At 65.0% G+C, this 20,782-nt stretch carries 22 protein-coding genes; 13 read left to right on the plus strand and 9 right to left on the minus strand.

Annotation, left to right across the window (positions count from 1 at the left end; translation table 11 throughout):
- Window positions 1–193: 193 nt before the first annotated feature.
- From SP6_RS01950 to SP6_RS21180, 3 genes are all read right to left on the minus strand, one after another.
- Window positions 194–328, minus strand: a complete 135-nt coding sequence (locus tag SP6_RS01950; RefSeq protein WP_007405456.1) for an entericidin A/B family lipoprotein — start codon at window positions 326–328, stop codon at window positions 194–196.
- 270 nt (window positions 329–598) lie between these two features.
- The gene (locus SP6_RS01955) at window positions 599–2,191 is read right to left on the minus strand and encodes a sensor histidine kinase (RefSeq protein ID WP_007405384.1); all 1,593 of its coding nucleotides are present in this window, start codon (window positions 2,189–2,191) and stop codon (window positions 599–601) included.
- An 11-nt stretch (window positions 2,192–2,202) separates the two neighbouring features.
- Window positions 2,203–2,373: a NepR family anti-sigma factor gene (locus SP6_RS21180; RefSeq protein ID WP_158005320.1), complete on the minus strand. Its 171-nt coding sequence runs from the start codon at window positions 2,371–2,373 to the stop codon at window positions 2,203–2,205.
- A 247-nt stretch (window positions 2,374–2,620) separates the two neighbouring features.
- Between SP6_RS21180 and SP6_RS01960 the strand changes: the two genes are divergently transcribed.
- The 12 genes from SP6_RS01960 to SP6_RS02015 all read left to right on the plus strand — a co-directional run bounded on the left by SP6_RS01960 (window position 2,621) and on the right by SP6_RS02015 (window position 12,224).
- Window positions 2,621–3,421: a response regulator gene (locus tag SP6_RS01960; protein ID WP_007405405.1), complete on the plus strand. Its 801-nt coding sequence runs from the start codon at window positions 2,621–2,623 to the stop codon at window positions 3,419–3,421.
- Window positions 3,422–3,481: 60 nt separating this feature from the next.
- On the plus strand, window positions 3,482–3,619 hold the full coding sequence (locus tag SP6_RS21185) for a hypothetical protein (protein WP_007405371.1): 138 nt from the start codon (window positions 3,482–3,484) through the stop codon (window positions 3,617–3,619).
- Window positions 3,620–3,725: 106 nt separating this feature from the next.
- Window positions 3,726–4,364, plus strand: a complete 639-nt coding sequence (locus SP6_RS01970; RefSeq protein ID WP_007405463.1) for a sigma-70 family RNA polymerase sigma factor — start codon at window positions 3,726–3,728, stop codon at window positions 4,362–4,364.
- Window positions 4,365–4,496: 132 nt separating this feature from the next.
- Window positions 4,497–5,072, plus strand: coding sequence for a class I SAM-dependent methyltransferase (locus SP6_RS01975; protein WP_037568902.1), 576 nt, complete (start codon window positions 4,497–4,499; stop codon window positions 5,070–5,072).
- Between the two features lie 289 nt (window positions 5,073–5,361).
- On the plus strand, window positions 5,362–8,022 hold the full coding sequence (locus SP6_RS01980) for a bifunctional [glutamine synthetase] adenylyltransferase/[glutamine synthetase]-adenylyl-L-tyrosine phosphorylase (RefSeq protein WP_007405443.1): 2,661 nt from the start codon (window positions 5,362–5,364) through the stop codon (window positions 8,020–8,022).
- A 4-nt stretch (window positions 8,023–8,026) separates the two neighbouring features.
- Entirely contained in the window at window positions 8,027–8,482 is a 456-nt protein-coding gene (locus SP6_RS01985) for a peroxiredoxin (protein WP_007405357.1), read from the plus strand.
- Window positions 8,479–9,303, plus strand: coding sequence for a ferritin-like domain-containing protein (locus tag SP6_RS01990; protein WP_007405428.1), 825 nt, complete (start codon window positions 8,479–8,481; stop codon window positions 9,301–9,303). Before SP6_RS01985 ends, SP6_RS01990 begins: the two co-directional genes overlap by 4 nt.
- A gap of 87 nt (window positions 9,304–9,390) precedes the next feature.
- The gene (locus tag SP6_RS01995) at window positions 9,391–10,140 is read left to right on the plus strand and encodes a M23 family metallopeptidase (RefSeq protein WP_007405464.1); all 750 of its coding nucleotides are present in this window, start codon (window positions 9,391–9,393) and stop codon (window positions 10,138–10,140) included.
- A gap of 68 nt (window positions 10,141–10,208) precedes the next feature.
- Complete coding sequence (gene erpA, locus SP6_RS02000; RefSeq protein ID WP_007405488.1) at window positions 10,209–10,547, plus strand: iron-sulfur cluster insertion protein ErpA; 339 nt, start codon at window positions 10,209–10,211, stop codon at window positions 10,545–10,547.
- Window position 10,548: 1 nt separating this feature from the next.
- Window positions 10,549–11,322 (plus strand): exodeoxyribonuclease III, encoded by a 774-nt coding sequence (gene xth, locus SP6_RS02005; protein ID WP_007405496.1) that lies wholly within the window; start codon window positions 10,549–10,551, stop codon window positions 11,320–11,322.
- A gap of 371 nt (window positions 11,323–11,693) precedes the next feature.
- On the plus strand, window positions 11,694–11,954 hold the full coding sequence (locus tag SP6_RS02010) for a hypothetical protein (protein ID WP_007405450.1): 261 nt from the start codon (window positions 11,694–11,696) through the stop codon (window positions 11,952–11,954).
- A gap of 24 nt (window positions 11,955–11,978) precedes the next feature.
- On the plus strand, window positions 11,979–12,224 hold the full coding sequence (locus SP6_RS02015) for a hypothetical protein (protein ID WP_007405467.1): 246 nt from the start codon (window positions 11,979–11,981) through the stop codon (window positions 12,222–12,224).
- A gap of 52 nt (window positions 12,225–12,276) precedes the next feature.
- Here the strand turns inward: SP6_RS02015 and SP6_RS02020 are convergent, their stop codons facing one another.
- Window positions 12,277–13,428: a hypothetical protein gene (locus SP6_RS02020; RefSeq protein ID WP_007405396.1), complete on the minus strand. Its 1,152-nt coding sequence runs from the start codon at window positions 13,426–13,428 to the stop codon at window positions 12,277–12,279.
- A 136-nt stretch (window positions 13,429–13,564) separates the two neighbouring features.
- Between SP6_RS02020 and SP6_RS02025 the strand changes: the two genes are divergently transcribed.
- The gene (locus tag SP6_RS02025) at window positions 13,565–14,659 is read left to right on the plus strand and encodes a fatty acid desaturase family protein (protein ID WP_007405453.1); all 1,095 of its coding nucleotides are present in this window, start codon (window positions 13,565–13,567) and stop codon (window positions 14,657–14,659) included.
- 177 nt (window positions 14,660–14,836) lie between these two features.
- Here the strand turns inward: SP6_RS02025 and lptG are convergent, their stop codons facing one another.
- The 5 genes from lptG to SP6_RS02050 form a co-directional block, all read right to left on the minus strand.
- Window positions 14,837–15,937, minus strand: a complete 1,101-nt coding sequence (gene lptG, locus SP6_RS02030; RefSeq protein ID WP_007405433.1) for an LPS export ABC transporter permease LptG — start codon at window positions 15,935–15,937, stop codon at window positions 14,837–14,839.
- Entirely contained in the window at window positions 15,934–17,133 is a 1,200-nt protein-coding gene (lptF, locus tag SP6_RS02035; RefSeq protein WP_007405447.1) for an LPS export ABC transporter permease LptF, read from the minus strand. The genes lptG and lptF overlap by 4 nt, the downstream gene beginning before the upstream one ends.
- Before the next feature lie 144 nt (window positions 17,134–17,277).
- On the minus strand, window positions 17,278–19,197 hold the full coding sequence (locus tag SP6_RS02040; RefSeq protein WP_007405477.1) for an ATP-binding protein: 1,920 nt from the start codon (window positions 19,195–19,197) through the stop codon (window positions 17,278–17,280).
- A gap of 51 nt (window positions 19,198–19,248) precedes the next feature.
- Complete coding sequence (spt, locus tag SP6_RS02045; RefSeq protein WP_007405449.1) at window positions 19,249–20,511, minus strand: serine palmitoyltransferase; 1,263 nt, start codon at window positions 20,509–20,511, stop codon at window positions 19,249–19,251.
- 22 nt (window positions 20,512–20,533) lie between these two features.
- Window positions 20,534–20,779, minus strand: a complete 246-nt coding sequence (locus SP6_RS02050) for an acyl carrier protein (protein WP_007405408.1) — start codon at window positions 20,777–20,779, stop codon at window positions 20,534–20,536.
- Between the last annotated feature and the right edge of the window lie 3 nt (window positions 20,780–20,782).

A 20,782-nucleotide genomic window follows, 5' to 3' on the forward strand; every position in this document is an offset into this window, starting at 1 on the left:
TTATGGTGAGGCGTGGCCCTCGACTTCGCTCAGGCTGAACGGAGGTCGGGGGGGGGGGGCGGACTCCAGACTCTAGACGTACTTCCGTTGGGCTTGAGTAAGTCGAAGGCCAAGGGAAACGCTATCCCCAAAAGGAAAAGGGCCCCGGCGGATACCGCCGGAGCCCTTTCATGCGTTCAGCCGGGTGAGAGGCTTACTTGGCGTCGTCAGCCGTCTTGGCCACCGTATTGCCAGCCGAGCTGACATCGCGGCCGACGCCTTCAACCGTGTTGCAAGCGCTGACCAACAGCGCGCCGGCGACGATGGCCAGACCCATGAGCTTGCGCATTCCGTGTCTCCTTTTGACAAAACCCGTTCCGGCCCAATGCGCGGCAAACCTTTTCGTTCCGGCTCTGTCACGGACAAGTTCGGCGATGGGCGGAAAAATGATTAAGGCCTGGAAGCGTCACCGGGGGGGGGGAGGGTGGACGCTTCCAGGCCTATGTCTTGGACAGCGAGAGCGGGGGGGCATAAGTTCGCTATCCGAAGATCAAAACCCACTGCCGGGCCATGGGTTCCCCGAAATTTGCAGACCTGCGAATCTTTTTCGGGGAAGAAGTTAATCCCGGCCGACGATCGGAATGGCGATCTCATAGGCGCCGGTCAGCGGGTCGTGATGCAGCGGCGCGCGAAGCTGGCGCGCCAATCCCTCCATCACCCGGCCATAGCGTTTGCCGATCAGTTCGCGCAGGCGGTCGGTCTCCACCAGCGCCCGCGATACGACGCGAACCACCGCCCGGCCTTCATCCTCGGTTGGCTTGATCGCGACGCGGATCTGCGCGGCGGAATCGCAATTCATCGCCAGTTCCAGCATCTCGGTGACCAGGAAGGCGACCGCGACCGCGACATCCTGGTTCACGAGCAGCGGCGCGACGTCGAGCGAGATGCCGATGCCGGACGCGCCCTCGGGGGCCGTGGCGCGGATATTGGCGGCCAGCTCGCCGATCATCGTGCGCAGGTTCAGCCCGCGATTATCCTCAAGCTCGGCGAAATGATGGCGGTGGACGACCGCCAGCGCATCGACGCGTCGCTGGATCGAGGCATAGGCCGCCATCGCCTCCGGCCCGGTCGCGCCGCGCGCATGGAAGTTGATCAGGCTGGAAATGACCTGAAGATTGTTCTTCACCCGGTGATGGACTTCGCGCGTTAGCTTGGTCTGGCGGACCAGGCCCTCGGCCAGCCCGGCCTCATGGGTCGCCACGGTCTGGGTGATCGCCTCGAAGGTTTCGGCGAGATCGCGGATTTCCTGCGCCGGTGCGGCTTCGACCTGCGAGATGTCCAGCGTCTCTCCGGGGCGATAGGCGGCGACGATGCCGCGCAACTGGCGCAGCGGGCGGATCAGCAACCGGTCGACCACGACCCAGCCGATCAGCACCGCCGCCAGCCACATGAGCAGTGGCAGTGCGAGGGCGACGATCAGCGAGGAGGTGATCGGCGCGCTGGGTGCCGAGGTGCGCAGGACGAGCCCGGCAATGCCAAGTTCGGTGCGCATCGTCTTCATGCGCTCCAACGGGCCCTGGCTCGCGATCCGCTCGATCGCCAGCGACTCCCCGTCCAGTTCCAGAACGCTTTCGATCGGCGTGCTATGGCTGTTCTGATCGATCAGCGAGCGAAGAAAGGCGAGGGGGAAGAAAGCGCGTGCCTGAGCGCGGCCATCATGGCTGGCGACGGAAAGCACCAGACCCTGACCGGGCAGCAGGTCGGCCGCGATCGGCGAACCATCGGACGGAGTGGGCAGCGCGGCGGGAAGGGGATCGCCGCACAGTGTCCGCCCGGCACGATCGGTAATCAGAAAGCGTGCGCCGGTCAGCGATTGCTGGGCAAAGACGCCTTGCGCACGGGCGCAACTCGGCGCGTCGAGCGGGTCCTGGCCCAGTGCGCGCACCGCGACGCGCAGCGCGGTCATGTCGCCCATCAGCTCGACGGCGATCGCGCGGGCATCCTCGTTGGCGGCGATGCGCAACCGGCCGCTGGCCTCGCTATCGGCCAGCCGGGTCGTCTGCAGCGTGGCGAACACCGCGATGGCGGCAAGGACCAGCAGCGTGCTGCCCAGCACCAAAACCAGCCGCGCACCGGTGGTCAGGCGCGGGGAAGGCGGGCGGACGCGCTCGGTCGCTTCGAGTTCAGCGGCTTGGGGGGGAGTGCTGGCCATGCAGCCGGACGTCAGTCCAGCTTGCTGAGAAGGTCAAGCATCTCGTCTGGAATTTTTTCGTCGACGGTCTTCTGATAGGCTTGGCGAAGAGCCGAGCCGGCATCTTTCTCCACACCCTTGACCGGCGTCGAGGAAGGCGTCTTCTTCGTCTTGTTGCCCAAACTCAAAATATCCCCCTGCATGACCCACTAGCGGGGCAACCGACGCAATGGCAGGCTTGGATGCCGCCAGTCGGCGAAACGCCAAAGCCATAGTTGATGTGGCGATGAAACCAAATTCGATCTTGTTGGTTCCCGCTGCGATACGAAAATTCCATCGGGGGCGTTCGTCCGCGGCGCGCCCTGTGGGATTTCCGGAAACGGCATTGAAAACGGCCGCGGGGGCCAGCACATGAGTACCCGCGATTACCTCAGGGAGTGATTATTACCCATGTCGCTTGGACAGCAGCTTGCGCCCCATCTTCCCTTTTTGCGGCGCTATGGCCGGGCCCTGACCGGCAGCCAGGTGCACGGCGACAAATATGTTCGCGCGACGCTGGAGGCGATCGTGGCGGCTCCCGATCAGTTTCCGCGCGACGTCGATCCCCGTCTGGGCCTGTACCGCATGTTCCAGGGCATCTGGTCTTCGGCCAATTATGATGAATTGGACAATGACGGTGTCGATGCCGACGGCAATGAAGGTCTGGCTCGCGCTCGTCTTGCCCGGATGACCCCGCTGTCGCGCCAGGCACTGTTGCTGACCGCGATGGAAGGCTTTACGCCCGAGGACGCGGCCTATCTGATCGATGTCGAGCCGAGCGAGGTTGAGAATCTCGTGTCCGAGGCGCTGGCCGAGATCGAGAAGCAGACCCGGGCGCGTGTCCTGATCATCGAGGACGAGCCGATCATCGCAATGGATATCGAGACGATCGTGCGCGACCTGGGCCATGAAGTGACCGGCGTCGCCGTGACCCGTGACGAAGCCGTCGCGCTGGCGATGGAAGATCGGCCGGGTCTGGTCCTCGCCGATATCCAACTGGCCGATGACAGCTCGGGCATCGATGCGGTCAAGGACATCCTGGCCGAGTTCGAGGTGCCGGTGATCTTCATCACCGCCTTCCCCGAGCGGCTGCTGACCGGCGAACGGCCCGAGCCGACCTTCCTGATCACCAAGCCCTTCCAGCGTTCGACGGTGAAGGCGGCGATCAGTCAGGCGCTGTTCTTTGACCAGAGCACGGTTCCGGCGGAGTAACCGCGTCGGGAAAAGAATTTCGGTTACGGACCCAAAACGGTTTGGAGGCGTTAGGCTGACATGGTTGATCCCCAGAAACCCATCCATGTTAGCAAGGAAGACGCTCGGGCAGGATCGACGCCGCATATGACGCGTTACATCCTGCCCATATCGCTGGTGCTGGTGATCGTGATCTTTGCATTTCTGGTGTTGCGCTGAGCCAAGAAGCCTCGAATATTTCTTGGACTTGGCTGGCCAATGCCATGCAGCCGTCTTACATTTTGAGTCGACCGCTGGAACGGTCGGCTACGACGATCGGATTTTCATGACGCAGCCACTGACGCGGGACGAAACAGAGGCCGACGCACCCGTCGAGCACGTCGCCCTGCCTGATTCTGAATTCAAGTCCGAGCTGGCGCGTGTGATCCCCCATCTTCGCGCCTTTGGCCGGTCGCTGTCGGGCAGCCGCGATCTGGCCGACGATCTGGTGCAGGAAACGCTGCTCAAGGCTTGGGCCGCACGCAAGCGTTTCCAGGCCGGCACGAATATGCGCGCCTGGACCTTCATCATCCTGCGCAATCTCTATCTGTCGCAGATGCGGCGTGCGCGCTTCAAGGGCGAGTGGGACGATCTGGTGGCCGATCGCATCCTGGCGGCGCCCGCCAGCCAGGATCGCCATGTCGAACTGGGGGATATGCAGCGCGCGCTGATGCATCTGCCGCAGCCACAGAGGGAAGCGTTGATTCTCGTCGGCGCCGGCGGCTTTGCCTATGAGGAAGCGGCGGAAATCTGCAACGTCGCGGTCGGCACGATTAAGAGCCGCGTCGCGCGTGGCCGCGTGGCATTGGAAGCGATCCTGACCGACGGCTCACTGCCTTCGCGCCGGGAGCATGAGACCGACAGCAGCAAGACCGCGCTCGACAGCATCATGGGCGATGTCGATCAATTGAGCGGCGGGCGGTAAAACGCCGTTTCCTGGAAATTCGCGACCGTCTCGGCGCTGGCCGGGGCGGTCGTTTTATTATGGACTGTCTTCTGACCAAGCGCGGGCGCTGTTATGCTGGCGCATGATGCGTGTGGCGGACGATGATGTCGCATGACGGATGATCCATCAGCCGGCTGGGAGGCCGTCGCGGGACAATTTGCGGCGATCCGCTCCTCCGTCGGATCGGACATTGTGCGGCGCTGGTCCGTTCATTTGCCGGCCGGCGGAGCGATCCTGGATATAGGGTGCGGGACAGGGGTGCCGATCGCCAGGACTCTTACGGAGCAGGGGTTCGAGCTCTACGGCATTGATGCCTCGCCGACGCTTCTCGAAGCCTTCCGCCGAAACATTCCCGATGCCCGGGCCGCGTGCGAACCGGTCGAGAGCAGCCGCTTTTTCGACAGGCGATTTGACGGCGTGGTGGCGATCGGGCTGCTATTCCTCTTGGCAGGGGATCGTCAGCGTATGGTGATCAGACGCGTCGGTCATGCGTTGCGAGCGGGCGGCCGATTTCTGTTTACAGCGCCGACCCAGCGGTGCGCGTGGACGGACAGTCTGACAGGGCGATCATCCTTGTCGCTGGGAGAGGAGGAGTATGACCACCTTCTAATCGAGGCCGGTCTTCAAAGGGTTGGTGGTTATGAAGATGAGGGCGGCAATTACTATTATGATGCCGTAGCTCGGTAAGGCCCTTCATGCCTCATTTACGATTGGTTCGCCCATCCAGTCGCGATAGCAGCTTTACCCAAGCATCCGGCAGCCGCATCGGCTCCGAAAAAGCCGAGCGCAGCGTGCACCCGATATCGTCGACACGCCGGGGCGCGGGGACGATGCGGATATCGCTGGTCCAGGGATCGCTGCTCATCATGTTGTTATAACTGATGAGGGCTTGACAAGTTTCTAATTTTCTGAAGCAGGAATATTAACCTTTCCTAAACCCTTTGTCGCCTGCGCAGGTGACCGTTAGGACTAGGCGATGATCGCTACCCATTCCCCCGATTTGATCGACGCGGTCGCCCGCGCCCGCGCTCATTCCCCCTTTCTGGCGATGCTGCTGGATCGCGAACCGGATATTGAGGCGGCGGCCTTGGACGGGCGGCTGGCCGACCTGCCGATGTTCGATCCTGACTTGCCGACCGGAGTGGCACTGCGGCGCGAGCGACGGGCGCTCGCGCTGACGGTGGCGCTGGGGGATTTGTCGGGGCTGTATGACCTGACGGGGGTGACGCGGCGTTTGACCGATTTCGCCGATGCGGCGCTGGAGCGAGCGATTCGGGCGGCCATTCTGGAGCGTACGCCCGATGCCGAACCGGTGGGCTTCGCTGCGATCGCACTCGGCAAACAGGGCAGTCGCGAACTCAATTATTCGTCGGATATCGACCCGATCCTGTTGTTCGATCCCCAGACTTTGCCCCGGCGTCCGCGCGAGGAGCCCGAAGAGGCGGCCGTGCGGATCGGCAAGCGGGTGGTCGAGCTGCTCCAGGCGCGTGATGGCGAAGGCTATGTGCTGCGCGTCGACCTGCGGCTACGCCCTTCGCCCGAGGCGACGCCGATCGCCATCCCGGTCGAGGGGGCGATCGCCTATTATGAAAGCCAGGCGCTGACCTGGGAACGGGCGGCCTTTATCCGGGCGCGCGCGGCGGCAGGCGATCTGGCGCTGGGGCAGCGTTTCCTCGACGCGATCCGCCCCTTTGTCTGGCGGCGCGCGCTGGATTTCGGTGCAGTGGGCGAGATCCGGGACTTGACGCGACGCATCCGCGATCACCATGCACAAGGCCAGGCCCTCGGCCCCGGCTATGACTTGAAACGCGGGCGCGGCGGGATTCGTGAGATCGAGTTCTTCGCACAAATCCACCAACTGATCCATGGCGGGCGCGACCCCGCCCTTCGCGCGCCCGCGACCCGCGATGCGCTGGCGCGGCTGGCCGAGGCGGGGCGGATCGATGTCCAGAACGCGACGGCGCTTTCCCAGGCCTATGAGACGCTGCGCACCATCGAACACCGCGTGCAGATGATCGACGATCGCCAGACCCATCAACTGCCCAAGGGTGAGGGACTGGATCGGGTCGCGCAGCTTCATGGTCTGTCCGACGGCGCAAATCTCGTGGCGATGCTGGCGCCGGTAACGGAGCAGGTCGGTCGGCTCTATGACGCGCTCGACGCCGATGAGCGTCCGCGCTTGCCGCATGACCCGGTGTTGCTGAACGAACGGCTCGCCGCGGCAGGGCTGCAGGATATCGAGGCTGCAGCGCGGCGAATCGCGGCGTGGCGCGGCGGCGATTATCCGGCACTGCGTAGCCCGGCAGCGCGCGAGGCGCTCGATGCGGTATTGCCGACCCTGGTCGAGGCGCTGGGCGAGGCGCCCGATCCCGACGCCGCGCTGCTGAAGCTCGATTCGCTGTTCGAGCGGATGACGAGCGCGATCAACATCTTCCGCCTGCTGGAGGCGCGGCCCGCGCTGGCGCATCTGACGGTCGCGATCCTCAGCCATGCCGCGCCGCTCGCCGCCGAACTGGCGCGGCGCCCGGCCCTGCTCGACGGGTTGATCGATGCCTCGGCCTTCGAGCCTTTGCCGGCGGTCCGCTTCCTCGAACGGGCGATGCGTGGTGGGGAGGCGGGGCAGGATTATCAGGATCGCCTCGATCATGTCCGCCGGGTGGTGGGTGAGCTCCGCTTCGCACTGGGAGCGCAGATCGTTGCCGGACGCGCCGATCCGCTGGAAGTGGCGGGCGGCTATGCGCGGGTGGCCGAGGCGGCGATCGGTGTGCTCGCACGCGCGACGGTCGAGGAATTTATGCTCGCCCATGGCCGCGTGCCGGACAGCGAGCTGGTTATCCTGGCGCTGGGCCGGATGGGCGGGGCGGCGCTGACCCACGCCTCCGACCTCGACCTCGTCTATCTGTTCACCGGTGATTTCGCCGCTGAGTCCGATGGGCCCAAGCCGCTGGGCGCGACGCTCTATTATAATCGCCTCGCGCAGCGAGTGAGCGCGGCCTTGTCGGTACCGACCCAGGCGGGGCCGCTCTATCCGGTTGATACACGGTTGCGCCCGTCGGGGACGCAGGGGCCACTGGTCGTCTCGGTCGAGAGTTTCGCGCGCTATCAGCGCGAGGACGCCTGGACCTGGGAGCATATGGCGCTCACCCGCGCACGCCCGGTCTTCGGATCGGAGGCGGCCCGGGCCTCGGTTGCCGCGATCATCACCGATGTGCTGAACGGCAATCGGCCGCCCCGCGACATCGCCACCGAAGCAGGCGAAATGCGCGCCGAGATGGCGCGACACAAGCCGCCGCAGGGGCCGCTCGACGTCAAGCTGCTGCCCGGCGGGCTCGTCGATCTGGAATTCGCCGTGCACCGGGCGCAGTTGATTGGGCGCACCGGTTTCGACCCCGATCTCGGTCGGGCCATCGCATTGCTGGCGGAGCAGGGGCTGATGCCCGCCGCTATGGCCACGGCGCATGACGTGCTGACCCGCGCGCTGGTCGCCTTTCGTCTGCTGGTCCCCGACGGGCAGGAGCCGGCGGCCGCGACCCGCCCGCTGATCGCACGCGCCATGGGGCTGGCCGATTGGGACGCGGTGGTTGCCACGCTGGAGGCGACGCGGCAGGAGGTGTCCCAGGTCTGGCAAGGAGGTTGAGGCGATGGAACAGGGGGATGCGATCCCGGCCGTGACGGTCACGACGCCCGAGGGCGGCGCGCTGGCGCTGGGGGAGTTGAAGGGGCCATTGGTAGTCTATTTCTATCCCAAGGACGACACCAGCGGCTGCACGCGCGAGGCGCAGGACTTCACCGCACTGGCGGCGGATTTCCGTGCGGCGGGCGTGCGCGTCATCGGCATTTCCAAGGATAGCCCCGCCAAGCATCAGAAATTCGCGGCGAAATATGATCTGACGGTCGAGCTCGCGAGCGACGAGGATGGTACGGCGTGCGAGGCGTTCGGCGTCTGGAGCGAGAAGAAGCTCTATGGCAAGACCTATATGGGCATCGAGCGCGCGACCTTCCTGTTCGACGGTGAGGGCCGGCTGGCGACGAGCTGGCGCAAGGTGAAGGTGCCGGGCCATGCGCAGGCGGTGCTGGAGGCGGCGCGCGCGCTTTGACGACGATCGCCCAAGCCTGCGCCGATGTTCTGCGCGAAAGCGATCCGCTGGCGAAGGTCCGGCGGGCGAGGGCGGTCGCGCGTGCCTGGCGGCGGGGTGGGTTGGCGCACGAGTTCGACGCCGCGATGCCCGACGCGCCGGGGCGACCGGACCGCCCCGAATTGCTGCCGCCCAACCGTATGCCCAAGCGCGGGCGCGGCGGATCGGAAAAGGGGCGGATCGCGCTGCTCCATGCGCTGGCGCATATCGAATTCGCGGCGATCGACCTGGCCTTCGATGCCGCCGGCCGGTTCGGGGCGCAGTTTCCGAGGTCCTATGTCGACGACTGGATTTCAGTCGGCGCGGACGAGGCGATGCATTTCGCCGTGCTCCATCGCCGGTTGCGCACGCTGGGCTCGGGCTATGGCGAGCTGCCCGCCCATGCCGGGCTGTGGGAGGCGGCGGAGGTGACCGCGCATGACGCCATGGCGCGGCTGGCCGTGGTGCCGATGGTGCTGGAGGCACGCGGGCTGGACGTAACGCCGGAGACGGTGGCCCGCTTTCGCGCAGGGGGTGACGAGGCGTCGGCCCGCATCCTCCACCGCATCTATACCGACGAGATTCGCCATGTCGGATTCGGCGCCAAATGGTTCGGCTATCTGGCGGCGGGGCAGGATATCGACCCCGCATCGCACTGGCGAATGCTGGTCCGGCGCCATTTTCGGGGGGTCGTTAAGCCACCGTTCAACGACTCGGCGCGCGCGACAGCCGGTTTGACGCGAGACTTCTATGCGCCTCTTGCCGACATGGAACCGGAACAGGCACAAGCTGACCGTCTGTAACGCGGTGGGGCTGCGAAACAGCATTGGATGGACGAAAGCCGGCAATCCCGACTGTGGGGTCGCTTGGCAACAAGGTGTCGGGGTTCGATGAAGCAGCTTGTGATTTCGGGTAAATCGATTGCCTCGCACGTCCGCACCCTTTGTCTCACTGCCGCGATCATCGGCCTGAGCGGGCAGGGTGCCCTCGCTGCCTCCGGTCCAGCGCCAGCGCCTGCGCCCAAGGCGCCGCATCACGGCCCGGCGGTCGGCGGTGAGTTCATCCCGGCCAGTAGCACCGAGGCTTCGGCCGATCTGCGCGCCGACCAGCAGTTTCGCACGCTGTTCCAAAGCTGGAAGAAGATGGATGGGGTGCAGAAGGGCGTGATCGCCATTCCCTCGGTCCAGCCGGTCGAGAAGCTTCAGTTCACCAGCAATTTCGGCATTCGCTCCGATCCGTTCCGCGGCACTGCGGCGATGCATGCCGGCGTCGATATTCCCGGCCCCGTCGGCACCCCCATTTACGCCACCGCCGATGGTATCGTCGATCATGCCGGTTGGCAGGGTGGCTATGGCAACTTGGTCGAGATCAACCATGGCAAGGGCATTGCGACCCGCTATGGCCACCTGTCCAAGGTTCTGGTCGCGGACGGCGCGCGCGTGACGCGCGGCCAGTTGATCGCGCTGATGGGCTCCACCGGCCGTTCGACCGGCTCGCACCTTCATTATGAAGTCCGTATGGACGGCCATGCCGTCAACCCGGTCCCGTTCCTGACCACCGGCGACTATCTGATGGCGTCGCAGGACCACAGCATCCACCAGATTCCGGTGTCCACCGACGGTCCTGCCGCGCAGGACTGATCGTCCGGCGCGATGAACGACAGGCGCGTGGGATTGCCGCCCGGGGCCACCGCGCTTATCTGAGCCTCATGGCCACGAGCATTTCCGAAATCGCGCTGACCCCGGCCGCTGCGGCCCGCGTCGCAGCGATCGCCGAGCGGCAGAACAAGCCCGCTATCCTGCGTCTCTCGGTGGAGGGCGGTGGCTGTTCGGGTTTCCAGTATAAATTCGGATTGGCCGATGGGCCCGCCGATGACGATGCGATCGCCGAGACCGATGGCGTCCGCCTAGTCGTTGACAGCATCAGCCTGGACTTGGTCCGGGGCGCGCAGGTCGATTATGTCGAGTCACTGGGCGGCGCTGCGTTCCGCGTGACCAATCCCAACGCGGCCTCGGGTTGCGGTTGCGGCACCAGCTTCGCGGTCTGACGTGAAGATTACCACGTACAACGTCAACGGGATCAAGGCCCGTCTGCCGCGCTTGCTCGAATATCTGGCAGAGGCCGATGCCGATATCGTCTGCCTCCAGGAATTGAAGGCGAGTGACGAGACCTTCCCCGTAGCCGATATCGAGGCGGCCGGTTACGGCGCGGTCTGGCATGGCCAGAAGAGCTGGAACGGCGTCGCGGTGCTGGCGCGTGGGGCTCAGCCGGTCGAGCGGCAGCGTGGGTTGGCCGGCGAGGATGAGGACGAGCATAGCCGCTATCTCGAATGCGAGGTGAACGGTCTGGTCGTGGCCTCGCTCTACCTTCCCAACGGCAATCCACAGCCGGGCCCGAAGTTCGATTACAAGCTGCGGTGGATGGAACGGCTGGCCGCGCGCGCGCGCGAATTGCTGGCGGAAGAAGTGCCGGCGGTGCTGGCGGGCGATTACAATGTAATCCCCAATGACGACGACACATTTTCCGTGCCCGCCATGGCCAGCGACGCGCTGATGCAGCCCGAGAGTCGGCAGGCCTATCGCCGCTTGCTGACACAGGGCTGGACGGACTCGGTGCGCACCCGAGCGCCCAAGGGTGGGGTGTGGACCTTCTGGGATTATCAGGCCGGGTCCTGGCAGCGCGATGCCGGGTTCCGGATTGATCATCTGCTGCTCAGCCCCCAGGCGGCGGACCGGCTGGTCGATGCCGGCGTCGACAAGAGCTATCGCGGCCGGGAAAAGGCCAGCGACCACGCCCCGACCTGGGTGCGGCTTCGCGACTGAGGTCCGATCCCCCCGGTAAGGGGATCGTTGCGGCAATGGACCTTGCGTTTTCCTTATACTCCACCCCGGCGAAGGCCGGGGTCCAGTTGCGAAATGGCTGGAGGAGCTTGCCCATGGCCCCCAACTGGATCCCGGCCTTCGCCGGAATGGCATGGCGGATTTTGCAACGATCCTTGTTGAGAAGATGTGGCAGGTCAGGATTTAGGGGCGGCGCGTTTTCCTAATATTGGCGCGATAACCCAGATTTTGGCGATGTAAGCCAAGTGGCAACATTAAAAAGCCATTGATTTTCAACAGCTTAACTGTATGGCATGACTAATGCAGTAACTCACTTGCCGGACGCGGTCCGGCTCAAAAAGGGAGTTACCACCATGCTGATTTCGCTGCTGATCGCCTCCACTCTGTCGATGACGGCGCCGGACCCTACGGCTGGCAAGCCGGCTGCCCCACAGCCCCAGGCCAATCAACTCACCGACTCCGCGAGTGTCATCGCGAGCCTGCCACCGACCACGCGGATCTGCGTCGTCGATCGGGTGACCGGCTCCAATATTCCGGTCAAGGTCTGCCACACCGCCGATGAGTGGATCGCGCGCGACGGCGCCGTCCCGACTGGTAAGATCAAGCGCCGCTAAGCCCCAGGACCGAGGAGACACGCCATGATGTTCTTCGCCATGCTCGCCGCCATCAGCCAGCCGGTTGCCTTGCCGCGTGACGAGGAGGCCACGCTCGCCGCGACGAACGCGGTCGCGGCGGCTGCACCGGCCAAGGCCAAGCCGGTCCGCTATTGCTTCAACGATGTCGAGGAGGACCGCATCCTGCGGGGCAAGGTCTGCCGCACGCGCGCCCAGTGGCTGTGGCGCAATATCGACCCGCTCGACTATATCAATCAGAAGAAGAAGTGAGGGCCGACAGGGCCGGGGCCGCGCCATGGCGGCCCCGGCCGTGCGAGGATGATCAGGTCAGATCACGCGCATAGACGTTGTAGGTCTTGTTGACCCGGCTGTTGATCGTCTCGGCGATCGAGCGCATCCCCTGATTATCGTCGAGGATCCAGCCGATCTCGCCGCGCGACGCGCCATATTTGGTGATCGAGGCGCGGCGGATATATTCGATCATCATGAAGGCCAACTGGCTGGCCATACGCGACGACTGCAATTCCTTTACCACGCCCATCAGCGGCACGCGCATCGTCCGCACCTTGGGCGCGCGCAGCCATAGCAGCAGCTTGGCCCAGCCAAAGGGGAGCAGGCTGCCCTTCAAAGGCTTCATCGCCTCGTTCAGGTCGGGGAGGGTGATCATGAAGGCGACGGGCTTGCCATCCAGTTCGGCGATGCGGATCAGGTCGTTGAACACGATCGGCTTCAGCTTGACGCCGACGTCTTTGATTTCCGGTGGGGTCAGCGGGATGAAGCCCCAGTTATCGGACCATGCATCGTTGAGAATGCTCAGGATGATCGCGGCCTCTTCCTCGAACTTGGCCTTGTTCACCTCGCGCACGCGGATGCGTTCGTTCTTCTCGCCCGACTTGATGATGCGCTGAACGATCGGCGGGAATTCCTGGGTGATGTCGAGCTCATAGGTGAAGAGCTGCTTGATCGTCGTATAGCCGACGGCCTCGATCCAGCCCTGATATTCGGGGCGGGCATGGCCCATCATGATCGTCGGGTCCTGATCGAACCCCTGGACCAGCAGGCCCGGTTCCTCCCAGATCGATTGCGAGACCGGGCCGACGGCGCGGGTCATCCCCTGTTCGCGTAGCCAGCCCTCCGCCTTAGCGAGTAACGCGCGGAACACATCCTCGCTCACGGCATCCATCAGGCCCCAGAAACCGGTGCCGGGCCCGAAACCCTTGGAAGCGTCCATCTCCAGCGCCAGCGTGTCGAGATGCGCGGAGATACGCCCGACCACCTTGCCATTTTCTTCGGCGAGGAAAAGCTGCGCCTTGGCATGGCTGTACCAGCCATTCTTCTCCGGCGTGATCAGCCCCAGCGCCTCGCCCTTTAGCGGCGGCACCCAATGGGGATCGTCCGCATAGAGGCCGAAGGGAAAGTCGACAAAGGTCTTGCGGTCGCGCTTGGTGGCGACGGGGCGGATGGAAATGGCCATGGCTCGATCGGGTCCGGACAGGAATATCGGGCCATGTCCTAACCGGCTTGGTCGATCATAGCGAGTGAGGATTCCGTCATCCCCGGGCGTGGGAATGCCACCGTGTCGCCACTATGTAGGGGCAAAGGATAGCCTTATGGAATCGACGCTTTCTTTCCGAACCAGCACGTCCGCCGGCGCCGCGGCCCCCGTGACGCGTGTCCCGATCGCGGACGACAAGGCGATGCTGCGTGCCGCCGCCGAGATGACCCGCGACCTGATCGCGCCGCGTCCGCGCCTCTATTGGGCGGATATGGTGAGCAGTGCGCTGGTCGGTTATGCCGCGCTGGCCGTCGCGGTCACGGCGGGATCGACCGGCGTGATCGTCGCGGCCTCGGTCGTGTCGGTGCTGGCGCTCTACCGCGCGCTGCTGTTCATTCATGAAGTCAGCCATATGAAGCATTCGGCGCTGCCGGGCTTTCGCACCGGCTGGAACGCGTTGGTCGGCGTGCCGTTGTTGACGCCGGCCTTCATGTATGAGGGCGTGCACAATCTGCACCATGCCAAGACGCGCTATGGCACGGTCGATGACCCCGAATATCTGCCGCTGGCCCTGATGAGGCCTTGGACGCTGCCGGTCTTCATCCTGGTGTCGGCGCTGGCGCCGCTCGGGCTGCTGATCCGCTTTGCGATCCTGTCGCCCTTGTCCTGGATCGTGCCGGGTCTGCGCAAGATCGTCGTCGAGCGCTACTCGGCGCTGGCGATCAACCCGCAGTTCCGCCGCCGCATGCCCGAGGGCGAGGCGCTAAAGCTCTTCAACCGCACCGATGCGGCCGCCTCTGTCTGGGCGTTGGCGCTGGTGGTGATGGTCGCCACCGGGGTGATTCCGGTTCGCGGCTTTGCGATCGGTTTCGCCATCGGTTCGGCCATCGCGGTGCTGAACCAGGTCCGCACGCTGGTCGCGCATCTGTGGGAGAATGACGGCGAGCCGATGACGGTGACCGCGCAGTATCTGGACTCGGTCAATGTGCCGCCGCCGGCGCTGCTGCCGGGCCTGTGGGCGCCGGTCGGCCTGCGCTATCACGCGCTGCACCATCTCCTGCCCTCGCTGCCTTATCATGCGCTGGGCGAAGCGCACCGCCGGATCAGCGCCGCCGTGACGCCGGAGTCGCCCTATCACAAGGCGAGCTACAAGGGGCTGCCGGGCCTAGTCGCCAAGATCGGCCTCAGCACGATCCGCCGGGGGAAGTGACCACTGCGGGGTGAGGGGCAAGAGCCGATCCCTCACCTCCGTTCAGCCTGAGCAAAGTCGAAGGCCACGGGACACAACCCGCCAAGCCGCAAACTCTGCAACGTGCACTTCGACTTCGCTCAGTGCGAACGGGTGTTGGGATTTAGGACAGATGAAGCGGGCCTCGACGGCCCGGCCTCACTCCTCGGTCCGGAACAGCACCGCTTCGCCGATCAGGAAGAACAGCAGGATCGGTGCCCAGGCCGCGAGAAACGGCGGATAGGCCCCGAGATCGCCCATCGCCATCGAGAAATTGTCCGCCACGAAAAAGGCGAAGCCCAGCGCCATGCCGATCACGGCGCGGACGAACAGCTTGCCCGATCGGGCGATACCGAATGCGGCCACGGCCCCCAGCAGCGGCATCAATATCGCCGACATGGGCGCGGACAATTTGTGCCAGAGCGATCCCTCCAGCGTTTTGGTCGGCCGCCCCGCCTCGCGCAGGTCGTCGATCGCGTTGGACAGCCCCTTGAAGGACAGGCCATCGGCATTGACGCTGGCCAGCGTTAGCTGTTCGGGCGTCACGCCGCGCCCGATGATCATGGAGGGGATGGAGGTGAGCTTACCCGAGGCGACCTCGAACCGGGTCGCCGGGCCGATCTGCCAGCCATCGCCCATGCGCCGGCCCCGCGGCGCGCGGACGATCGCCTGCAGGCTGCCGCCGCCCTTGCGATCATAAAGGGTCACGCCGCCGAGCTGGGTGTTGGCACCGCGCCCCTGGACCAGATCGACCGAGATCAGATCGTCACCGTCACGCACCCAGACATTGGAACGGTCGCCGCTGTCGATCGGGATGGGGCCGTAATCCACTTTCTGCCACGCGCTCAGTGTCGCCGTCGCGCGCGGCACGATCCGGTCGTTGAAGGCGAAGCTCAGCACCGCGACGCCTGCGCTCGCCACCAACAACGGCGCCAGCACTTGATGCGCCGAGAGCCCGGCGGCCTTCAGCGCGATGACCTCCGAATTCTGGTTCATCGTGAAGAAGGTCAGGATGGTGCCGAGCAGCACCGAGAAGGGCAGGATGAAGGCGATGATCTGCGGCGCACGCAACGAGACATAGCGCCACACCTGTGCCTCGCCATTGCCGGGCGTCGCCAGGATGGCCCCGGATTCACTGAGAATGTCCAGCGCCTGGAGCACGATGACCAGCGCGAACAGGATCGCGAAGGTGCGGAGCAGGAACATCTTGGCCATGTAGATGGCGATGGTCCGCGACGGGAAAATGCTCGACAGGCTCATGCGGAATAGGCCTTCTTGCGGCGGCGGCCGGGCAGCCAGCGGCCGATCAGCTTGCCCAGCTTGGCAAAGCCGCGCTCCAGCACGCCGATCGGCTGGCCACCCGGCACATAGGCGGTGACATAATACATCCAGCCGACCAGCCCGGCGAAGATCGCAAACGGCACCCATAGCGCGATCAAGGGATCGACCCGGCCCAGCGCCCCGATATCGGCGGCATATTGGTTCACCTTGTGATAGGTGACGAGCATCACGATCGACAGGAACACGCCCAGTGCCGAGGTCGATCGCTTGGGCGGTATGCCCAGCGATACCGCGAGCAACGGCAAAAGGAACATCGTCACCACCTCGACCAGGCGGAAGTGGAATTCGGCTCGACTGCCGGCCCGCGCCTCGGCACTGGGCGCCTCGTGGCCGAGCTTGGCCAACTCGGGCAAAGTGAACTCCAGGTCGCGGCCGCCGCGCTGGCGGAAATTGTCGAACTTGGGCAGATCGATCGGCAGGTCGTGGCTGGAGAAGGTCAGCACGCGCGGCGCGCGGAACTCCGGGCGATTGTGGATGAGGGTGCCGTTGGTCAGGCGGAAGATGATGACGTTGGGATCGTCGGTCGCCAGGAAACGGCCGCGCTCGGCCGTCACACCGATCCAGTCGCCCTTGGACGTGTTGGCATGGACGAAGATGCCCGACAGGTCGCGCCCGCTGTCCCGGCTTTCCTCGATGCGCAGCGTCATCCGGTTGCCCAGATGGGTGAACTCGCCAACCTTGATCGAGGCGCCCAGCGCGCCGGTGCGCAGCTCGTAGCGCAGCCCTTCATAATAATAACGTGCGATCGGCTGGACATAGCCGACGATCGCCAGGTTCAGCGCGGCGAGCACGATCGCATACATATAGGGCACGCGCAGCAGCCGGGTATAGCTCATGCCGACGCCGCGCATCACGTCCAGTTCGGATGAGGTGGCAAGCCGGCGGAAGGCGAGCAGAATGCCCAGCATCAGCCCGATCGGAATGCCCAGTCCCAGATATTCGGGCAACAGGTTGGCGAGCATCCGCCACACCACGCTGATCGGTCCGCCCTCGGTCGCGACGAATTCGAACAGACGGCGGATGCGGTCGAGCACCAGCAGCATGGCAGCGATGATCAGCGTCGCGAACAGCGGCAACGCGATCAGCCGGGCCATGTAGCGATCGATGGATTTCATGCCGGGGACATCACTCGCGCGATAAAACGGCCATGGCTATACGAGGCGGGGCAGGGCGCGTCACCCCCCGTTTGTGAGGCTTTCCCGTGGGCTTCGACGTGGGCGCTACGCGCCGAAGTCGAAGGCCTCGCCCCAAACTTCACTTCAAGCTGCCGCGCAGACCGGCCCCTCCGCGCGTTTCAACGCTGCCGCCACCGCGCGTTCCAGCCCCATCAACGTGAAGGGCTTGCGCAGCACCTCATGCCCCTCGAACCCTGTCGCCTGGGCGTCGCCGGCAAAACCGGTTACGAACAGCACCGCGACATCCGGATAGCGGGGACGCAGGCTGGCGATGAGTTCGGGGCCGGTCTGATGCGGCATCAGCACGTCGGACACGATCAAGCGAATGCCCGGATGGCGGGCAAGCAGTCCTTCGGCCTCCCGCGGATCGTTGCATGGCACCGGATCATGTCCCAGTTCCCGAAGCGCGGCCAAGGTCGCCGCCAGCACGCGTGGATCATCTTCGACCAGCAGGACGCGCAGTGCATCCGCTTCCTCGGGCGTCGCTTCCGGGGCCGCCGCCTCGATGGGGGGCAGGGTGGGGGCCAAGGCGACATGGCGCGGGAAATAGAGGTTCACCGTCGTGCCGGCCCCCGGCGCGGTGCGGATGGTAACGTCGCCACCCAGTTGCCCGACCAGTCCGAAAATCTGGCTGAGCCCCAGGCCGGTCCCCTTGCCGGCCGGCTTGGTGGTGAAAAAGGGTTCGAACACCCGTTCGGCGACCTCGGGTGTCATGCCCGCGCCGGTGTCGGTGACCGAGATCACGACATAGTCGCCGGGGACCGCGCGCGGCAGTTCGTCCTGTGCGACGCGCGTCTCGGCGGTGCGGATGGTCAGCTCACCACGCCCGTCCATCGCGTCGCGCGCGTTGACCGCCAGGTTCAGGATGGCGTTTTCCATCTGGGTGCGATCGCCGAAGATCGCCCAGTCGCTGGTCTTGTCCTCGACCGTCACCTTCACTCCATCGCCCAGCGTCCGGTCAAGCAGATCGCGCATTCCCGCGACCAGTTGGCGGGGATGCAGGGCTTCGGGGGTCAGCGCCTCTTCGCGGCTGAACATCAGCAGCCGGCGGGTCAGTGCGGCGGCGCGGTGCGCGCCCTCGGTCGCGCTGTCGAGGTGGCGATGCGTATCCTCGATCGCGTGCGCCCGCCTTGCGAGCTCCAATCCGCCCAGCACCACCGCCAGCATATTGTTGAAATCATGGGCGATGCCGCCGGTGAGCTGGCCGAGCGCATCCATCTTCTGCACCTGGCGCAGCTTGGCTTCCTGTACCTTCAGTTCCTCAGTCGCGGCCTCGACCGCGTTGGCCAGTTCCTCGGCACGGGCGCGTTCGGCATGGGCCTCGGCACGGGCTTCGGCGCGTTCGCCCTCCGCGCGGATGATCATCCACGCCAGGAAGACCCCGCCCAGCGCCAGCCCGACACCGAACAGCGCGAGCCCCCCGGCCAGCTTGTTCGAATGCTCCACCGTCTCGCGCGCATCGCTGCTGCGCTGTTCAAGGAGCGTGCGCTCGCCGTCGATCAACCCGTTGAGCGTGCGGTTGATCTGAAGGAGCGCATCCGCCTGTCGCGCCGCATAATAGAGCGCATAGGCCTGTCGATCGCGGTGATAGGTGGTCGACAGGGCGATGTTGGAAAGTTCGCCGCCGCGGGCGTCATAGGCGGTGCGCAGCCGATTGACCAAGGCCTGTTGGCGCGGGTCCTCGATCAACTGGTCCAGCCGCTCGAGTTGCGCGCCCGCCAGCAACCATTCCTCCGAATAGAGTTGGCCCAGCTTGCGGTCGCCCGAGATGACATAGCGGCCCAGCGAGGCTTCCGACCGGGCGATGGTGCCCGACAGCATCCGCGCCAGGATCATCACGTCATAGCTGCGGCTCTGCAGTTCCAGCGCGCGGTCGCGCTCGCGATTGGCATGGCCGAGCGTGACGATGAGCAAGACCAGCGTCGCCGCGCCGGCCACCGCCATCGCGATCAGTGCGAAGGTCCGCCAACGGCCGACCCCTTGCTGGTCTTCCTGCTCGATCACGCCCGCGACGCTATCGCAAGGATCGGATAATGCAAAGCCGCAGTGCTTGGCTCAGCCGATGACGCCGACCGCGCGGCCCGCGGCCTGGAACATGCCCAGCACGGTCTGGATCTGCGCCGGCGTGTGCTCGGCACAGATGGAGCAGCGCAGCAGGAAGGTGCCGGCCGGGGTCGCGGGCGGGCGCGCCATGTTGACGTAGAGCCCGCCGTCGAGCAGCGCCTGCCACATCATCGCGGCCTGTTCCTGATCCTCCAGCATGACCGCGACGATCGCGCTGTCGCAGGTCTCGGTGCCGAGCCTGAAGCCCATCGCCTTCAGCCCGCCATGCAACGCGCGGGCATTCGACCACAGCCGCTCACGCTTTTCATGCGCGGTCATCAGCTTGCGGATCGACGTCGTCGCGGTCGCTACCACCGAGGGCGGCAGCGAGGCGGTGAAGATGTACGGACGGCAGGCGAGGCGGACCGCCTCGAACTTCGGATGATTGGACACGACGAAGCCGCCGACTGTGCCGACCGATTTGGAGAAGGTGCCGACGACGAAATCGATCTGGCCTTCCAACCCTTGCGCCTCGTACACGCCGCGCCCGTTGGGGCCGAAAAAGCCCATCGAATGCGCTTCGTCGACCAAGACCATTGCGCCATGCTTCTTGGCGACCGCGACCATCTCCTTCAGCGGAGCGATGTCGCCGAGCATCGAATAGACGCCCTCCAGCACGACCAGCTTGGCAGGTTCCTTGGGCAGACGGCCCAGCCGCTTGTCGAGATCCTCGACCGAATTGTGGCGGAAGCGGACGATCTCGGCATTGCCCTGCTGGCAGCCGTCATAGATCGACGCATGGCTGTCGGCGTCGAGGATGACATACTCACCCTTGCCCGCCAGCGTTGAGATGATGCCGAGATTGGCCATGTAACCGGTCGAAAAGACGATCGCGCCGGTCGTGCCGTAGAAATCGCGCAGCGCCTGTTCGACTTCCATATGGTCGTGGAAGGTGCCGTTGAGCATCCGGCTGCCATTGGTGCCCGACCCGAACTTCTCCAGCGCTTCCTTGCCCGCTGCGATCACGTCCGGATCGAAGGTCATGCCCATATAGTTGTACGTGCCGAGCAGGATCGTGTCCTTGCCACGGATCACGGCCTCGGTCGGCGACTTCACCTGTTCCATCACGATCGCGAAGGGATCGGTGACGCCGGAGTCGAGCAGCTTCTGCCGCTCGGCGATCAGGCCGTCGAACTTGGAGAGCAGGTCGCGTTCCGGCGCGATGTCGGGCGCGTCGGCGGGGAGGGCGTGGGGCTGAGCGGCGGCTTCGGTCATGTCGGTGTCCGTGTAAGGGCGATCAGGCTTGCTTGAGCTTTTCGACCGCGTCGACCAGCTGGCCGACATTCTCGATCTCGGCCTGCATGTTCATCGTGATGATGATGTCGAACTCGTCCTCGATCGCGGCGACGAAATCCATCACGGTCAGGCTGTCCCACTCCAGATCGCCCTGGAAGGTCGTCGCCTCGGTCAGTTCCACGCCCTTTTTGTTGAAGGGCGCGATCTGGGCCGCGACGATGTCGAAAATGGCTTGGCGGTCGCTCATGAT

It is taken from the genome of Sphingomonas paucimobilis NBRC 13935 (genome assembly GCF_000739895.2).
GTDB lineage: Bacteria > Pseudomonadota > Alphaproteobacteria > Sphingomonadales > Sphingomonadaceae > Sphingomonas > Sphingomonas paucimobilis.

Excerpts from the sequence above, each read along its gene's own strand:
- SP6_RS01950 (WP_007405456.1), bottom strand. The coding sequence starts at position 328 with ATGCGCAAGCTCATGGGTCTGGCCATCGTCGCCGGCGCGCTGTTGGTC.
- SP6_RS01955 (WP_007405384.1), bottom strand. The coding sequence starts at position 2,191 with ATGGCCAGCACTCCCCCCCAAGCCGCTGAACTCGAAGCGACCGAGCGC.
- SP6_RS21180 (WP_158005320.1), bottom strand. The coding sequence starts at position 2,373 with ATGCAGGGGGATATTTTGAGTTTGGGCAACAAGACGAAGAAGACGCCT.
- SP6_RS01960 (WP_007405405.1), top strand. The coding sequence starts at position 2,621 with ATGTCGCTTGGACAGCAGCTTGCGCCCCATCTTCCCTTTTTGCGGCGC.
- SP6_RS21185 (WP_007405371.1), top strand. The coding sequence starts at position 3,482 with ATGGTTGATCCCCAGAAACCCATCCATGTTAGCAAGGAAGACGCTCGG.
- SP6_RS01970 (WP_007405463.1), top strand. The coding sequence starts at position 3,726 with ATGACGCAGCCACTGACGCGGGACGAAACAGAGGCCGACGCACCCGTC.
- SP6_RS01975 (WP_037568902.1), top strand. The coding sequence starts at position 4,497 with ATGACGGATGATCCATCAGCCGGCTGGGAGGCCGTCGCGGGACAATTT.
- SP6_RS01980 (WP_007405443.1), top strand. The coding sequence starts at position 5,362 with ATGATCGCTACCCATTCCCCCGATTTGATCGACGCGGTCGCCCGCGCC.
- SP6_RS01985 (WP_007405357.1), top strand. The coding sequence starts at position 8,027 with ATGGAACAGGGGGATGCGATCCCGGCCGTGACGGTCACGACGCCCGAG.
- SP6_RS01995 (WP_007405464.1), top strand. The coding sequence starts at position 9,391 with ATGAAGCAGCTTGTGATTTCGGGTAAATCGATTGCCTCGCACGTCCGC.
- erpA (WP_007405488.1), top strand. The coding sequence starts at position 10,209 with ATGGCCACGAGCATTTCCGAAATCGCGCTGACCCCGGCCGCTGCGGCC.
- SP6_RS02010 (WP_007405450.1), top strand. The coding sequence starts at position 11,694 with ATGCTGATTTCGCTGCTGATCGCCTCCACTCTGTCGATGACGGCGCCG.
- SP6_RS02015 (WP_007405467.1), top strand. The coding sequence starts at position 11,979 with ATGATGTTCTTCGCCATGCTCGCCGCCATCAGCCAGCCGGTTGCCTTG.
- SP6_RS02020 (WP_007405396.1), bottom strand. The coding sequence starts at position 13,428 with ATGGCCATTTCCATCCGCCCCGTCGCCACCAAGCGCGACCGCAAGACC.
- SP6_RS02025 (WP_007405453.1), top strand. The coding sequence starts at position 13,565 with ATGGAATCGACGCTTTCTTTCCGAACCAGCACGTCCGCCGGCGCCGCG.
- lptG (WP_007405433.1), bottom strand. The coding sequence starts at position 15,937 with ATGAGCCTGTCGAGCATTTTCCCGTCGCGGACCATCGCCATCTACATG.
- lptF (WP_007405447.1), bottom strand. The coding sequence starts at position 17,133 with ATGAAATCCATCGATCGCTACATGGCCCGGCTGATCGCGTTGCCGCTG.
- spt (WP_007405449.1), bottom strand. The coding sequence starts at position 20,511 with ATGACCGAAGCCGCCGCTCAGCCCCACGCCCTCCCCGCCGACGCGCCC.
- SP6_RS02050 (WP_007405408.1), bottom strand. The coding sequence starts at position 20,779 with ATGAGCGACCGCCAAGCCATTTTCGACATCGTCGCGGCCCAGATCGCG.